This is a genomic window from Virgisporangium aurantiacum (assembly GCF_016863635.1).
Lineage (GTDB): Bacteria > Actinomycetota > Actinomycetes > Mycobacteriales > Micromonosporaceae > Virgisporangium > Virgisporangium aurantiacum.
Window position 1 is genome coordinate 14,187 of sequence record NZ_BOPG01000082.1, and the last position, 14,742, is coordinate 28,928.

10 protein-coding genes are annotated in these 14,742 nt (G+C 73.0%); 5 read left to right on the forward strand and 5 right to left on the reverse strand.

The features are described from left to right. Window positions 1-14: 14 nt before the first annotated feature. The gene (locus Vau01_RS50905) at window positions 15-2,978 is read right to left on the reverse strand and encodes an AfsR/SARP family transcriptional regulator (protein ID WP_204008506.1); all 2,964 of its coding nucleotides are present in this window, start codon (window positions 2,976-2,978) and stop codon (window positions 15-17) included. 689 nt (window positions 2,979-3,667) lie between these two features. On the opposite strand from Vau01_RS50905, the gene Vau01_RS50910 reads away from it, so the two are divergent. The 3 genes from Vau01_RS50910 (at window position 3,668) to Vau01_RS50920 (ending at window position 6,334) form a co-directional block, all read left to right on the forward strand. Next, a complete protein-coding gene (locus Vau01_RS50910) occupies window positions 3,668-4,270 on the forward strand; it encodes an LppU/SCO3897 family protein (protein WP_204008507.1) in 603 nt (200 codons plus the stop codon). Between the two features lie 175 nt (window positions 4,271-4,445). Continuing rightward, a complete protein-coding gene (locus tag Vau01_RS50915) occupies window positions 4,446-5,699 on the forward strand; it encodes a sensor histidine kinase (RefSeq protein WP_204008509.1) in 1,254 nt (417 codons plus the stop codon). Window positions 5,700-5,722: 23 nt separating this feature from the next. Continuing rightward, entirely contained in the window at window positions 5,723-6,334 is a 612-nt protein-coding gene (locus Vau01_RS50920) for a LuxR C-terminal-related transcriptional regulator (protein WP_239152626.1), read from the forward strand. Here the strand turns inward: Vau01_RS50920 and Vau01_RS50925 are convergent. Both Vau01_RS50925 and Vau01_RS50930 read right to left on the reverse strand, forming a co-directional pair. Further along, window positions 6,323-6,958 (reverse strand): response regulator, encoded by a 636-nt coding sequence (locus Vau01_RS50925; RefSeq protein WP_204008512.1) that lies wholly within the window; start codon window positions 6,956-6,958, stop codon window positions 6,323-6,325. The two genes, Vau01_RS50920 and Vau01_RS50925, sit on opposite strands and share 12 nt — an antisense overlap. Further along, window positions 6,955-8,106, reverse strand: a complete 1,152-nt coding sequence (locus tag Vau01_RS50930; RefSeq protein ID WP_204008513.1) for a sensor histidine kinase — start codon at window positions 8,104-8,106, stop codon at window positions 6,955-6,957. Before Vau01_RS50930 ends, Vau01_RS50925 begins: the two co-directional genes overlap by 4 nt. A 110-nt stretch (window positions 8,107-8,216) precedes the next feature. Between Vau01_RS50930 and Vau01_RS50935 the strand changes: the two genes are divergently transcribed. Together Vau01_RS50935 and Vau01_RS50940 are read left to right on the forward strand one after the other, a co-directional pair. Beyond that, window positions 8,217-8,897: an ABC transporter ATP-binding protein gene (locus Vau01_RS50935; RefSeq protein ID WP_204008514.1), complete on the forward strand. Its 681-nt coding sequence runs from the start codon at window positions 8,217-8,219 to the stop codon at window positions 8,895-8,897. Beyond that, a complete protein-coding gene (locus Vau01_RS50940; RefSeq protein ID WP_204008515.1) occupies window positions 8,898-11,366 on the forward strand; it encodes an ABC transporter permease in 2,469 nt (822 codons plus the stop codon). It abuts the gene before it with no gap. A gap of 3 nt (window positions 11,367-11,369) precedes the next feature. On the opposite strand, the gene Vau01_RS50945 is transcribed toward Vau01_RS50940, so the two are convergent. Both Vau01_RS50945 and Vau01_RS50950 read right to left on the reverse strand, forming a co-directional pair. Further along, a complete protein-coding gene (locus Vau01_RS50945; RefSeq protein WP_204008516.1) occupies window positions 11,370-12,515 on the reverse strand; it encodes a phosphotransferase enzyme family protein in 1,146 nt (381 codons plus the stop codon). 163 nt (window positions 12,516-12,678) lie between these two features. Beyond that, window positions 12,679-14,658 (reverse strand): glycosyl hydrolase family 28-related protein, encoded by a 1,980-nt coding sequence (locus tag Vau01_RS50950; protein WP_204008517.1) that lies wholly within the window; start codon window positions 14,656-14,658, stop codon window positions 12,679-12,681. Window positions 14,659-14,742 lie beyond the last annotated feature (84 nt).

Sequence of the window (14,742 nt, forward strand, 5' to 3'; positions counted from 1 at the left end):
GGTATGACAAAAAGTCATACCCTCTCGGCGAGCTGCATCATGATCTCGGTGAGCATCGGCGTCCGTAGATCTCTGGGGTCGCGCCGGACCTCGTTCAGCCGCCGCCGGGCGTTGCGCGCCTCGGTGCCCTTGCCCAGCTCGTCGTAGGCCCGGGCCAGCATGGTCAGCGTGGTGGCCTGGCCGCTCGGGATGTCCATCCGCTCGAACTCCACCAGGCAGCGCTCCAGCCCGGTGGCCGCCGACGCGGGGTCGCCGTCGCCGATCCGGCTCACGGCGAGGTCGCGGTCGAGGCTCGTCCGGCCGAGCAGGTCGCCGAGCTCGGTGGCCAGGTCGCGGCTCTCCCGCAGCAACCGGATCGCCTCGGTGCGCCGCCGCAGGCCGGCCGCGGCCGTCGCCAACTGCCGCAGCGCGGCCAGGTACACGTACCGGTCGCCGGTGGGGCGCAGCAGCCGCACCGCCTCGGTGGCCGCGTCGTGCGCCTGCGCGGCCGCACCGCTCAACAGTTCGCTGACGGTCAGCGAGTTCAGGCACCGCCCGAGCACGATGTCGGCCGCGTCGAGCACCCGGGCCTGCGCCACCGCCCGCCGGTCGACCTCCAGCGCCGCCGGGAACCGCCCCAGCCCGCGCAGCGCCGCCGACAGCGCCGGCGCGGCGATCACCGCACCCAGCGGGTCGTCGGCGGCGGCGAAGTGCTCCCGGGCGCGCTCGGCCGCGGCGATGGCCCGCTCGGCGTACTCCTGGTACCCGTACAGCACGGCCTGGTCGCTGAGCACGCAGGCCAGCCCGTGCGCGTCACCGAGCCGCTCGTACCGCGACAGGCTCCGCGCGAAGTGCTCGGCCGCCGCCGCGACCTCGCCGCGCACCAGCCGCAGGATCCCGTTGATCAGGTCGGCCCAGGCCAGCCCGCGGCGGTCGCCGGCACGCGTCGCGGCCCGGCCGGCCACCGCGAGCACCTCGCGCAGCCGCGTCCACGATCCGCGCGCCCACAGGAACGGCGCCAGCCGCTCGGCCAGCGCCAGCGCCGCGTCGTCGTCGGCCACCTGCAGCACGAAGTCGACCAGCAGGTCGACCTCGGCGTCGAGCCATTCGCCGGGCGCGGCGCGCAGCCGCTCGGCCAGGCCGTCGGGCAGCCGGGCCGGGCCCGCGGTGGTCGCGGCCCGGGCCCAGGTCACGGTCCGCGGCAGATTGCGCGAAGCGATATCGGACGCCCACAGCACGGCGGTGACGACCCGCGCCCGCGCCGCCGGGTCGTCGTTCGGCAGGTCCTCGGCGTAGAGCCGGAGCAGGTCGTGCAGCCGGTAGCGCGGTTCGCCGTCCGGGCCGGCCCCGTCGGGAGTGAGGAGGCCCGCCTCCACGAGCTCTTCGACAACGGCGTCGCTGCTCGTCGCGTCCACGAGCATTGACACCAGCCACGCCGCGACGCTGCGCGGGCCGACCGGGCCGAGCGCCGCGAACGCCGCCCGGGCCTGCGGCGAGAGCGCGGCAACGCTGAACGCGATGCTCGCCCGGACCTGCTGGTCGCCGACCATGAGCTCGCCCAGCCGGCGCCGCTCGTCGCCGAGCCGCTCGGCCAGCGCCTCCACGGTGAGCCCGCGGGTGGCCAGCCGGATGCCGGCGATGCGCAGCGCGAGCGGAAGATTGCCGCAGGCGTCGGCGATGCGGGCGGCGAAGGCGGGCGACCGGGCCATCCGCTCGGCGCCGACCATGTGCGCGAGCAGTTCCTGCGCCTCCGGATCGGTGAGCGGGTCGAGGTGCACGTGCCGCGCCTCGACCAGGCCGCCGAGCAGTCGCCGGCTGGTGACCAGCACGGCACTGCCGCCGGTGCCGGGGATCAGCGGACGGATCTGGGCCGGGTCGGCGGCGTCGTCGAGCAGCACGAGCACGCGGCGGTCGGCGAGTTTGGCCCGGTAGGTGGCCGTCAGCGCGCCGAGGTCGTCGGGGATGGCCGGGCCGGGGACGCCGAGGCTGCGCAGGATGTCGGCGAGCGCGCCGGCCGCGTCGCGGGGTGCGGCCGAGGCGCCGGCCAGGTTGATGAAGATCTGGCCGTCGGGGAACGCGTCGCGGATCGTGTGCGCGGCGACCACGGCCGCGGTGCTCTTGCCGACGCCGGGCTGGCCGGACAGGGCGACGACGGGGACGATCGCGCCCGGTCGCAGCAGCCTCGCGATCCTGCTGATCTCTTGTTGGCGCCCGACGAACCCCGCCGGTGTCGGCGGAAGCTGGCAGACCGGAAACGTGTTCGTAGGCGCCGGCTCGTCGTCCTCGCCCTTGAGGATCGCCTGGTGCAGCCGCTGCAACGCGGCGCCCGGCTCGATGCCCAGTTCGTTGACCAGCAGGTCGCGGGCGTGCTGGTAGGCGAGGAGGGCGTCGGCGCGTCGGCCGGCCCGGCACAGCGCCCGCATCAGCAGCCCGTGCAGGCGCTCCCGGAGCGGATGCTCGGCGATCAGTTGCCGCAGTTCCGGCAGGAGGTTCGTCACCGGCAGGCCGGCGGCGAGGTGGGCGTCGGCGCAGTCCTCGGCGGCGTCGAGGCGTTCCAGGTCGCAGTGCGCGATGTCGGAGGCGAGCAGCGGGATCGACATGCCGGCGAGCATCGGCCCGCGCCACTCCTTGAGGGCGGCCCGGAACCTCTCGACCGCCTGTTCGCCGCTCTCCGCGTGAGCCGCTTTCGCCTCCTGCCGGAAGCGCGCAAGATCAAGATCTTCATCCGGGACGGTGAGACGGTAGCCGCCGTTGGCGTGCTCGATCGTGGTCCGGGTGAGCCGGTCGCGCAGGCGGGAGATGTAGGTCTGCAGGTTCGACGCGTAACTCGATGGCGGGCGGTCGGCCCACAGCGTCTCGACCAGCTGTCCGACCGTGACGACCTGCCCGGCCCGAACGAGCAAAGCGGCCAGAAGGGTACGTTCCAGGCGGCTCCGGAGCGGCACCTCCACGCCGTCGTCCGAGCAGACGCTCAGCGGCCCGAGGACTCCGTACTTCACCGTCACTCCCGGCGGCTTCTGCATCGACAGGCGTGGAACTTCGGACCGTACTATATCGGCGCCCCGCCCCAACGGCGATCTTGGCCTGCCGCCGGCGCCCGATTTGCGGATCTTGGACTCCCGAAGGTGTTATGGCACCCACTGGCGTCCAAGATCGGCACCCGGCGCGGTGTTGATCGTTGAGTCTCGTGTGGCCAGCGTGTGGTGGGCGTGTGGCCGGTCTTCTCAGAATCCCGTGGTTTGCGCAACGGGGCGTGTAACTCAGAATGACCAGGAGACTACGGATGTCGATGCAGGGGACGCCCCGGCCGTCGGGCTCGACCTACTATGCGGCGTCCTACCGTGCCCAGGAGCCGCCAGGGCCGGGGTATGCCCCGCCGGCGCCGGAGTCTGCGGCGCCCAGCCGGCCCAGCCCGGGGCCGGGGTTTCCGCCACCAGGGCACGAATCCGCGGCACCCAGCCGGCCCAGCCCGGGGCCGGGGTTCCCGCCGCCCAGCCCGGGGCCGGGAGCCGTGCCGCCTGGCCAGCCTGGGCCGGGGTATGCGCCGTCGGGGTCGGCGCCGGGGCATGCGCCGCCGGCGCCGGAATCCGCGGCGCCCAGCCGGCCCAGTCCGGGGGCGGCGTCGGAGTTTGCGGGGTACGGCCGGCCGAGTCCGGGGCCGGGGTTTGCGCCGCCGGCGCCGAGTCCCGTGCCCGTGCTGCCGCCGTCCGGGGGCGACTCGTTCCCGCCCCTGGACACCGCCGGGTTCGGGCCCGGCCCGGCGCCCGGCACCGGGTACGCCGTCCCCGGCCAGGGCGGGCCGGCCGCGCCGCCCGCCCGGCGCAGCAACGGCGGGCTGCCGATCGTGCTGGGCGTGCTGGCCGTCGTGTTGGTGCTGTGCATCGGGGGTGGCGCGGCGGCCTACTTCTTCTTCGTCGCCGAGGAGACGCCGGCCGACGGGGCGGACCGGCCGGCGGCCGCGACGTCGCCGTCGGGAGGTGGGTCCGGGGTGGCCACGCCGGGGCAGGCGTCGGCGGTGCCGTCGGGTCCGGCGCAGCCGGGCGGCGAGCAGGAGGTCAGCGGGGACCTCTCCGGTTACAAGCAGGGCGACTGCCTCACCGTCGACGAGGCCGACGACAACAAGGTCGAGAAGGCCAAGTGCACCGACCCGGGCGCCCAGAAGGTGCTGCTCCGCAAGAATGGCACGCTCGACGACTCGGTCTGCGACACCACCGACGCGACCTTCTCGCTGTCGCAGGACGCACCGGGATCCACGAAGGACTTCGTCCTGTGCGTGGGACCGGTCGATTGACCGCTCCGGGGGGAGCATTCCACGATCTTGGGCGCAACCGCCCAGACCGTTCAGGATCGCGGGACGAGGCCGGTGGGGTAGAGCATGCTCTACCCCACCGGTAGCGGACGGTGGATCACAGAGCCGCCGCCGTACTCCATCGCGCGGGCGGCTTCCGGTTCGTAGCGTCAAGGGCATGAGTTCCACTCAGCAACCGGCGACCCTGTGGCGGGCGATGGCCGGCAACCCCGTGCGGTTCCTGCTGTCGTCCTGGCCGTGGCGCGCCCTGGTGTACGTCGGCGGTACGCTCGTCAGCTGCTTCCTGGGGTTCCTGGCCTTCATCGCGTTGGGCACCGTCCCGCCGGCGCTGCTGCTGATCGGGATACCGGTCGGCGTGGTGGAACGGTGGCGGCTGCGCATCATCGAGCGCAAACCGATCCCGAGTCCGCACCTGCGGATGCCGTTCGGCCTCGACTGGCTGCAGCGGCGGGTCACCGAGGCGGCCACCTGGCGGGAGCTGGCCTACGCGGTGACGATGGGGCTGGCCCTCAGCATCGTCGACCTGATCGCGCTCTCGGTCCTCGGCTTCTTCCTGCTGTTCGTGGCGATCCCGTTTATCTACCTGCTCGACGGCGACGCGGTCGACGTCGAGTTCATCGGGCGCTCGCTGAACTCGATCGGTGAATTGTTCCTGCTCAGCGGCGTGGTCGGCGTGCCGGGCACGATCGTCACCGTGTACGGCATCAGCGTGCTCGCCGGTGCGCAGGCCGAGCTGGCCAAGTGGCTGCTGGTGCCGACCGACGCCGACCTGCAGCACCAGGTCCGCGAGCTGGCGCAGTCGCGCACCCGGCTGGTCGACGCGTTCGAGGCCGAGCGCCGTCGCATCGAGCGCGATCTGCACGACGGCGCCCAGCAGCACCTCGTGCTGTTGACCATGAAGTTGGGCCTCGCCCAGGTGGAGCTCGCCGGCACGCCGGGCCAGGCGGCGAACCTGGTCGGCGAGGCCAACGAGCAGGCGCGGCTGGCGCTGGCGTCGATGCGCGAGCACATCCGCGGCATCCACCCGCAGATTCTCACCGACTTCGGCCTGGTCGAGGCGGTGCGGGAGCTCGCGGAGCGGTGCCCGCTGGCGGTCGAGGTCGACCTCGCGCTGCCGGGCCGGCTACCGACGCCGATCGAGTCGGCCGCGTACTTCGTGGTCTCCGAGGCGCTCACCAACGCGGTACGCCACGCCGACGCGAGCCACGTGCAGATCACCGGTGGACTCGCCGAGGGGCGGCTGCTGGTGGCGATCATCGACGACGGGCGGGGCGGTGCCGATCCGGCGCTGGGCACCGGCCTGCGTGGGCTGGGCGACCGCGTCGCCGTCATGGATGGCACCCTGGAGATCAGCAGCCCGAAAGGTGGCCCCACGATGATCCGGATCGACCTTCCGTGCCTCTTCGCGTAGTGCTGGCCGAGGACTCCACGCTGATGCGTGCGGGCCTCGTCAGCCTGCTGGAGGGTCTCGGCCACACCGTGGTCGCGGCGGTCGGCGACGGCGACGCGCTGGTCGCCGCCGCCCGCGAGCACCGCCCCGACCTGGTCATCACCGACGTCCGGATGCCGCCCGGCTTCACCGACGAGGGCCTGCGCGCCGCCGTCACACTCCGCGCCAGCGATCCACGAGCGGCCGTGCTCGTGCTCTCGCAGTACGCCGCGACGGCGTACGCGGCCGAACTCCTCGGCCCCACCGGCCAGGCGGGCGTGGGCTACCTGCTCAAGGACCGCGTCGGCGCGGTGGCCGACTTCGCCGACGTCGTGACCCGCGTCGCCGGCGGCGACACCGTGATCGACCCGGACGTCGTGCGCCAACTCCTGAGCCGGCAGCGCACCGCCAACCCGCTCGACCGGCTCACGCCGCGCGAGCGCGAGGTGCTGGGTCAGATGGCCGAGGGCCGCTCGAACCCCCAGGTGGCGCAGGCGCTCGGCATCAGCGACGCGGCCGTGGCCAAGCACATCGGCAACATCTTCATGAAACTCGACCTGCCGGCCGAGGAAGGCCACCGCCGGGTCCTCGCCGTGTTGACCTACCTAAGAGCCTGACTCGAACACCAGGATCGCCGCCTGCACGCGGTTGGTCAGCCCGAGCTTCGCCAGCGACCGGCTGACGTGCGCCTTCACGGTCGCCTCGCTCATCTGCAACTCGCGGGCGATGTCGGCGTTCGACAGCCCGCGCCCGACCGCCCGGATCACCTCGTCCTCCCGCCCGGTGAGGCTCGCCAGTAGCCGCCGGGCCTCGTCGGCCCGCGACGGGCGCTGGTCGGCGTAGGAGGAGATCAGACGCTTGGTGACCGTCGGCGCGAGCATCGCGTTGCCCGCGGCCACGGTGCGCACCGCCGCCGCCAGGTCGCGCGGCGGCGTGTCCTTGAGCAGGAAGCCGACGGCGCCGGCGCGCAGCGCCGCGTGGACGTACTCGTCGAGGTCGAACGTCGTCAGCATGATGATCTTCGCCGCGGCACCGATCTTCTCGGCCGCGACCAGCCCGTTCATCCCGGGCATGCGGACGTCCATCAGCACCACGTCGGGGCGGTGCCGCTCGACCGCACGGAGAGCGTCGGCGCCGTCGACCGCCTCGGCCACCACCGAGATGTCGCCGGCCGCCTCCAGGATCAGCCGCAGGCCCGAGCGCACCAGCGCCTCGTCGTCGACCACCAGAACGCGGATCATGCCGGCAACCTGGCGGAGACCGCGAACCCGCCGTCGAGCCGCCGGCCGGCCTCGAACGTGCCGCCGAGCAGTTCCACCCGCTCCCGCAGCCCGGCCAGGCCGGCCCCGCTACCGGGCAGGCCGGGCAGGGAGGACGGCGCCGACGACGGCTCGTTGCGGACGGCGACCTCCAGAGCGTCGGGCAGATAGCGGACGACCACCGACGCGGCCGCGTCGGCCGCATGCTTGTGGACGTTGGTGAGCGCCTCCTGCACCACCCGGTACGCCGTGCGCTCGACGGTGGCAGGCAGCGCCCGCGGCGCACCCTCCACGGTGCGGTCGAGCGCGATCCCGGCGGCCCGGCTCTGCTCCAGCAGGTTGTCGAGGTCGTCGAGGGTGGGCAGCGGCGCCTGCCCCGTGTCGCCGGAGCGCAGCACGCCGAGCGCGGCCCGGAGCTCCTGCAGCGCGTCGCGTCCCGTGGTGCGGATGAGCGCGGCCGCCGTCGCGGTCGGCTCGTCGGGCGCGTTGACCTCCAGCGCCCCCGCGTGCAGAACCATCAACGAGACGCGGTGCGCGACCACGTCGTGCATCTCGCGCGCGATGCGGGCCCGCTCCAGCGTCCGGGCCTGCTCGCTGCGGGCCTGCTGCTCGCGCTCGGCCTGCTCGGCCCGTTCCGTCAGGCCCGCGAACACCCGCCGGCGCTCGCGCACCCACAGCCCCACCGCGGTCGGCAGCCCGACCGTGAGCGCCGCCGACAGGACCGCCCAGATCGCGAACTCGATGCGGAATGGATAGACCGTCAGCGCCGCGACCAGGTAACTCGTGAAGACGATCACCGCGAGGCAGACCGGTACGACCCGCCGCCGGGCGACGGCCGCGTAGTAGGACGCCGTGAGCAGGCCGGCCCACGAGCCGAAGATCAGCCAGGCGGGGACCGCGAACACGTACAACGGCCACCGCCAGCGGCGCGCCACCAAGGCACCGACGGCGCAACCGAGCGCGAGGAACCCGGCGAACACCATGATCCGCTCGCCGTACAGCTCGTCGAGCGTCGGTTGGTCGAGCCGGCCGGTGGGCCGGCCGGGCGCCAGGAACGAGAAGGCGAACACGGCGACGGCGAGCAGCGCCGGTATGGCGACGCGCTCACCGATACGACCGAGATCCCGCACGGGACGAGCGTAGGCACGCCGGGCCGGGGCGCGGTATTCGACCAAAGTTGCAGGCGACGATCGACCATCGACCGACGTGCCCGGCCGGGGGTCTCCGCGACGGTCGGTTCATGACCACGACAACTACCGCCACGGCCGTGCGGGTCGCCGGGCTCACGAAGGTGTACGGCGCCGGCGAGGCGCGCGTCGTCGCGCTCGACGCCGTCGACGTCGACTTCGCCCGCGGCCGCTTCACCGCGATCATGGGACCGTCGGGCTCCGGCAAGTCGACGCTGATGCACTGCGCCGCCGGCCTCGACCGCGCGACGAGCGGCCAGATCTTTCTCGGCGAAACCGAGCTGTCGACACTGAACGAGAAGGCGCTCACCGCGCTCCGGCGCGACCGCGTGGGGTTCGTGTTCCAGGCGTTCAACCTGTTGCCGACGCTCGACGCGCTGGAGAACATCACGCTCCCGCTCGATCTGGCCGGCCGCAGGCCCGATCCCGCGGTGCTCGACGCGATCGTCGACGCGCTCGGCGTCCGCGATCGCCTGCACCACCGACCGGCGCAGCTGTCGGGTGGCCAGCAGCAGCGGGTGGCCTGCGCCCGGGCGTTGATCACCCGGCCCGACGTGGTGTTCGCCGACGAGCCCACCGGCGCGCTCGACTCGACGTCGTCGGCCGAGGTGCTGGCGTTCCTGCGGCGCAGCGTCGACGAGCTCGGCCAGACCGTGATCATGGTGACGCACGACCCCGCCGCCGCCCGCTACGCCGACGACGTGGTGAACCTCGCGGACGGGCGGGTGGTCTAGATGCTGCGCGCGATGCTGCGTGACCTGCGCGCGCACAAGGGCCGGCTGGCCATGATGCTGGCCGCGATCGTGCTCGGCGTCGGCTTCATGGTCGCCACCTGGGTGATCGCCGACTCGACCGCCCGCACCGCCGCCGGTGCGCCGGCCCGCACCGACCTCGACGTCGCGGTGCAGGCGCGGGAGCCGGAAGCCAGGTTCTCCGACGACGACCGGAACCGGCTGGCCGCCCTGCCCGGCGTCGAGCGGGTGGCGGGCGTGTACGCCGGGTACGCCGCGCTGGTCGGTGCCGACGGCAAGCTGGCCGGCGTCTGGCCGGACCGGGCCGGCACCAACTGGGACCCGTCGCAGCGGTTCACGCTCGCGGCGGGTCGCGCGCCGGAGCGGCCGGGCGAGGTGGCGCTCGGCGAGACCGAGGCGGCCGCCGCAAAGCTCAAGCTCGGCGACTCCGCCCGGGTGATCCTCGTCGACGGGACGTCGCGGCGGTTCACGGTCACCGGCCTGTTCACCTACCGCGCGTTGGGCGCCGAGCCGACGCCGTCGCTGGCGTTTCACGACGCGCTTTTCGGGGACCGGTTCGACCGGCTCGAACTGGTGGCGGCGCCCGGCACGGGGCAGGCGGCGCTCGCCGACGCGGCGGCCGCGGCGATCGGCGGGAGCCGGAACCCGTCCGGCAGCGGGGTCACGGCGCCGGTGCGCACGGTGCGCACGGGCGCCGAACTCGCCGCCGAGCGCGACGACCTGGCCGCCGACAACGCCCGCTCGATCCGCGAGGTGATGCTGGCGTTCGCGGCGGTGGCGTTGCTCGCCGGGGTGTTCGTCATCGCCAACACGTTCACGATGCTGGTCACCCAGCGCACCCGGCAGTACGCGCTGCTCCGCGCGGTCGGTGCGAGCCGGCGGCAGGTGCGCCGGGCGGTGCTCGCCGAGGCGGCGGTGATCGGGCTGGTCGGGTCGGCCGTGGGTGCCGCGCTCGGCGTGGGTCTCGGCATGCTCGCGATGGCGGCGTTCCGCACGGCCGGGTCGACGGTCGTCTACTCGGTGTCGCCGGTCGGCATCGGGGCCGGGTTCGCCGCCGGGGTGCTGGTGACGCTGGTGTCGGCCTGGGGCTCGGCGCGGCGGGGCGCGGCGGTGCCACCGGTCGCGGCGCTGCGGTCCGACGCGGCGATCCCGCGCCGGGCGCTGCGGGTGCGGCTGGTCGTGGGGCTGCTGCTGGTCGCGGCCGGGGTGGCGCTGGTCGCGGCGAACGGGGGGACGCAACTCGACGAGACGATGCGGGTGCTGTCGGTCAGCGGGGCGCTGGTCGCGTGGATCGGACTGCTGGTGCTCGCGCCGCTGATGGCGGGTGCGGCGCTGCGTCCGCTGTCGCGGGTGCTGTCGCGTGGACCGGCGCTCCGGCTTGCGGTGCGCAACGCGGTGCGCGACCCGCGCCGCACGGCCGCCACGGCGTCGTCGCTCGTGGTGGGCCTCGCCCTGGTGACGGCGTTCGCCGTCGTCGGTACGGCGTTCACGGCCGTGGCCGGCGACTCGATCCGCGGGCTGGTTCCCGCGTCCACCCTGGTTGTCGAGCCCGCGCTCGACGGCGCGCGACTGCCGGCGGACGTGCCCACGACGGTGGCCGCGACGCCGGGCGTCACCGCGTCGCTCGCGGTGCCGCGCGCCCAGATCGACTGGGACCACGGCAACGTGAGCATGAGCGCGGTCGATCCCGCTGCCCTCACGGCGACGCTGCACCTGCCGATCGAGCGCGGCTCCGGCGACCTGGGCAGCGGCGTGGTGCTGCTGCGCTGGTACGCCGACCAGTTCCACGTGGAACCGGGCGACCGGGTGACCCTCCGGTTCGGCGCCGACGATTCCCGTGAGGTGCGTGTTGCCGGTGTGTACGCGGGCTGGGAGGGCCAGCCGGGCATGTTCGTCGACCGGTCGCTGGTGCCGTCGCGGTACCGGGGTGACGTGGAGACGGTGTACGCGGTCGGGTCGCGCGACGCGCTGGAGAAGGCGTTCCAGGACCGGCCCGACGTGCTGGTCAGCGACCGCGAGGAGGTGATCTCGCGGCTGGTGGCGGAGTTCGAGTTCGTGCTGTCGGTGATCTACGCGCTGTTCGGCGCCGCGCTGGTGATCGCCGTGTTCGGGGTGGTGAACACATTGGCGCTGTCGGTGCTGGAACGTACCCGCGAGATCGGCGTGCTGCGGGCGGTGGGTGCCGGGCAGGCGTTCGTGCGGCGGGCCGTGCGGCTGGAGAGCATCGTCATCACGGGGTACGGCGGGGTGCTGGGGGTGCTCGTCGGGCTGGCGCTCGGCGGGGTGCTGCAGCACGTGATGCTGGCCCGGGAAGTGTGGGTCGTCGACGTGCCCGTGCCGCTGGTGCTGGTCAGCCTCGCGGGCATGGTGCTGGTGGGTGTCGTCGCGGCGGTGTGGCCCGCGCGGCGTGCCGCACGGGCCGACATCCTTGCGGCGGTGGCCGCCGAGTGAACCTCAGCCGCTTGCGACGTGTCGCAGCGTGGTGAAGGCCGCCCGGTTCGGAAGGTGGGTGAGCAGGTGCCGGACGAGGCGCACCTGCTCACCGTCGCCCGTGCTCATCGCGAGTTCGATCTGACCGAAGACGTAGTTCGCGAGACCGGTGGCGGCGCCGGCGAACGAGATCGGCGGCAGGGTGCCGGCGACCTCGCGGTAGCCGTCGAGCAGGGCGCGGGCGCCGGTCACGTTAACGCCGCCGTTCGGGTTCGTGGCCCAGTGGGTGAGGGCCTCGCCGATCTCCCAGCCGGGTGGCTGGCCGGCGGCGTGCTCCCAGCCCGTGATGACCAGGGCTCCGTGCTCGCCCAGGCGGACGTTGCCCGGGATCAGGCTGTTGTGGGTGTAGACGGGTCTCCCGGGCTCGGCGCCGCTCAGCCGGTCGAGGTGCTCGAGCGTGTCGAGGGCGCCGGCCAGGACCGGTGCCCAGCCGGCACCGGTGGCCGCCACCTTCTCGACCAGCTCCGGCCAGCCCACCGGGGTGAACCGCATCGAGTGCCAGCCGCAGATCCGGTCGGCTGGCAGCGCCAGACCGTGCAGGGTGGCCAGGATCCGGCCGACGCCCGCGGTGATGCGCGCGCTGACCGGTGCCGACAGCGGCGGTCCGGAGTGCAGCCACCGGTAGACCCGCCACCGGTTGCCCTGGATCTCCTCGACGACCCGGCCGTCGGTGCTGCGCACGGGTTCCGGCAGCACGACGCCCGCTGCGGCGGCCGCCCGTTGGAGGGCGACGTCGGGTTCGCCGTCGGTGGGTGGGTAGACACCGTCGACGGTGCGTACCGCCCAGCGGCCCGACGCGGTGTCGAGCAACCAGCGGCGTCCCATTTCATCGGGACGGGCCAGCGACCGCATCGCCCCGGTGTTCGCGCCCAGGCCGAACCGTTCTGAGATCGCCTGTACCAGCGCGGGATCGGCGATGTCGGCACCACCCTGGCGGCGGTCGACCTCGGCTTTCAGTTCCGGCCAGCCGCGGAAGCCGTACTGCTCGGCGAGCGACGCCTGCGCGTCGGCCAGTGATGCGGCGGGCTCGCTGTCGCGCAGGCCGGCGAGCAGGTCCTTCGCCTGACGCCGCAGGTGCGCGATGTTCGGATTGTCGGGAAGCGTCTTCATGGGAGCACCTCGCTCGTGCCCGGACCCGCACGGGCAGATCGGGTGCACGGCCCGATCAGGACGGGGATGGCTTCGAGCCTTCCGGCGGGTCGCGGCGCGCACCCAACGCGCTGGTGAGCAGCCTAGCCGATGGGGGCGGGCCGGGCCCGCCCCCATTTTCCGGCTACCAGGGTGCGGGTGGTGGCGGCGCGACCACCGGGGGACGGTCGTCGCACGTGAACGTGTTGGGCAGCATCCACGGTGCCAACCAACCGCCGTCGTTGCCGCCCCGGTCGGTGAGGCCGAACTCCGACCCGGTCGGCGGGAAGTTGAACGAACCGCAGTTGTTGACGCCCACCGCGCCGACGTTGCGCGCGTCGACGTTCTCGAACGACGCCGCACCCTTCACCCGGGCGCTGACCACCGACGTGCCGGTGCCGTCGACGCGGGTGTTTCTGAAGTTGACGTTGGAGATCGCGTAGAGGTCTTTCACCGGCCAGTCGCTGACGAGCATGATGGCGTTGTAGGTGCTGTCGAGGAAGTGGTTACCGACCACCTGGATGTCGGCGTCGATGCTGCCGTCGAGGGCGTAGAACCAGATGGCGCCGAGTCCGAGGTTCCAGTTGAGGTCGAGTCCGCCGGCGCGCACGGTGGTGTTGTTCGTGAACCAGAGATGGCCGGTGAACGGTTCGGCGCCGAACCGCGATCCGGCGTGCAGGCCGCTGCCCTCGCGCAGCGGGTCGGCGACGAGGTTGTTCGACACCGTGTTGTCGTGCCCGCCGTAGATGGCGATGCCGTTGGCGAGCGTGGGCGTCTGCACGGTGTTGTGGTCGAAGACATTCCCCGCGTTGGTCTCGTTCTCGGCCCACATGGCGAGGCCGTCGTCGCCGGTGTTACGGACGAAGTTGTTGCGCGCCAACGAGTTCGTCACACCGGTGTGGAAGTTCAGCGCGTCGGCGATCTGGTCGACGATCACGTTGTTGGTGATGCGGATGTTCGTCATCGGACCGTCGAACCACATGCCCACCTTGGTGTGCCGGATGTGCAGCCCGTCGATCGTCGAGTTGCTCATCGCGCCACCGATGCCGTTCACCTGGTCGAGGTCGATGCGCTCCCGCACGTCGCCTTCGATCGAGAACCCGGAGAGGTGCACATTCGATGAACCGCCTGCCTTGCCGTAGAAGCCGACGCCGGTGTGCACCGAACCGTCCGGTAGCGGCGTGTCGAGCGCCACCTCGCGGCCCTTGATCACCGTGTACCAGTTGCCGGCGCCCTCGATCGTCACGTTGTCGACGATGATGTGCCGGTTCACCTGGTACGTGCCCGGCGGCACGTACACCTTCAGGCCGCTGCGTCGCGCGAAGGCGATCGCGCGGTCGAACGCGTCGGCGGAGTCCTTGCGGCCGGTCGGATCGGCGCCGAAGAAGAGCACATTCGACGCGATGACGCGCACCTTCGGCGCACCGACGAGGTGGGTGTCCAGGAGGTCGATCACGGTCCACGGAGCCGAAGCGCTCGCGGTGAGCCGGATGCGGTCGCCGGCCTTGTAGGTGCGGTCGAGCCACATGCGTTGCTCGTCGTAGAAGTGCATGGGCCGGAACGGCTTGCTGATGCCGGGGAACCCGGGCGTCTGCGCGGGCACGCAGGCGCACTCGGTGATCCACCAGTCCGGGTGCAGCAGGTCGGCGTTCGGGTCGTTGGTGAACTGGTACTGGTTGTACAGCCAGGCGTACTGCGAGGTGAGCGTCATGGCCCGCTTGGCCTTGCCGTTCACCGTCACGTCGAGCGGTGCGGTGATGCCGCCGCCGGTCGGCGCGTCGGGCAGCGCGTACCGCACGGTGATCGCGTTGGTGGCGGCCGGCAGCGTGAACTCGACGTACTGGCCGGGCGCGAGTTGCACGGCCTTCCGGCCGGACGCCTCGGCCGGCAGGGTGTACGCGGCCCGGCTCGGGCCGATGACGGATCCGGTGGTGGTGGCGTTCTCGGCTTCCTGCTCGAGGAAGTCGACGTCGGCACCGCGGCCGGCGACGAGCGCGGGGTCGAGGGCGGCCCGGGTGACGATCGGCTTCGTGGGTGTTGCGGCTTGGGCGGCCGCCGTCGGTGCGACGAGCAGCGAGAGGCCGACGACCGCGGCGGAGGTGAGAGCGGTTCTTCTCCGAGGCATGGCGATCCTTGGGAGTGGTGGCGGGTGAGGTGACCTTAGGCGCGCCGTGACCAACCCCACAAGCGTCCGCCCGGATTTTCCGCG

Coding starts and splice junctions, on each gene's coding strand:
- Vau01_RS50915 (WP_204008509.1), top strand. CDS start 4,446: ATGAGTTCCACTCAGCAACCGGCGACCCTGTGGCGGGCGATGGCCGGC.
- Vau01_RS50920 (WP_239152626.1), top strand. CDS start 5,723: ATGCGTGCGGGCCTCGTCAGCCTGCTGGAGGGTCTCGGCCACACCGTG.
- Vau01_RS50925 (WP_204008512.1), bottom strand. CDS start 6,958: ATGATCCGCGTTCTGGTGGTCGACGACGAGGCGCTGGTGCGCTCGGGC.
- Vau01_RS50935 (WP_204008514.1), top strand. CDS start 8,217: ATGACCACGACAACTACCGCCACGGCCGTGCGGGTCGCCGGGCTCACG.
- Vau01_RS50940 (WP_204008515.1), top strand. CDS start 8,898: ATGCTGCGCGCGATGCTGCGTGACCTGCGCGCGCACAAGGGCCGGCTG.
- Vau01_RS50945 (WP_204008516.1), bottom strand. CDS start 12,515: ATGAAGACGCTTCCCGACAATCCGAACATCGCGCACCTGCGGCGTCAG.
- Vau01_RS50950 (WP_204008517.1), bottom strand. CDS start 14,658: ATGCCTCGGAGAAGAACCGCTCTCACCTCCGCCGCGGTCGTCGGCCTC.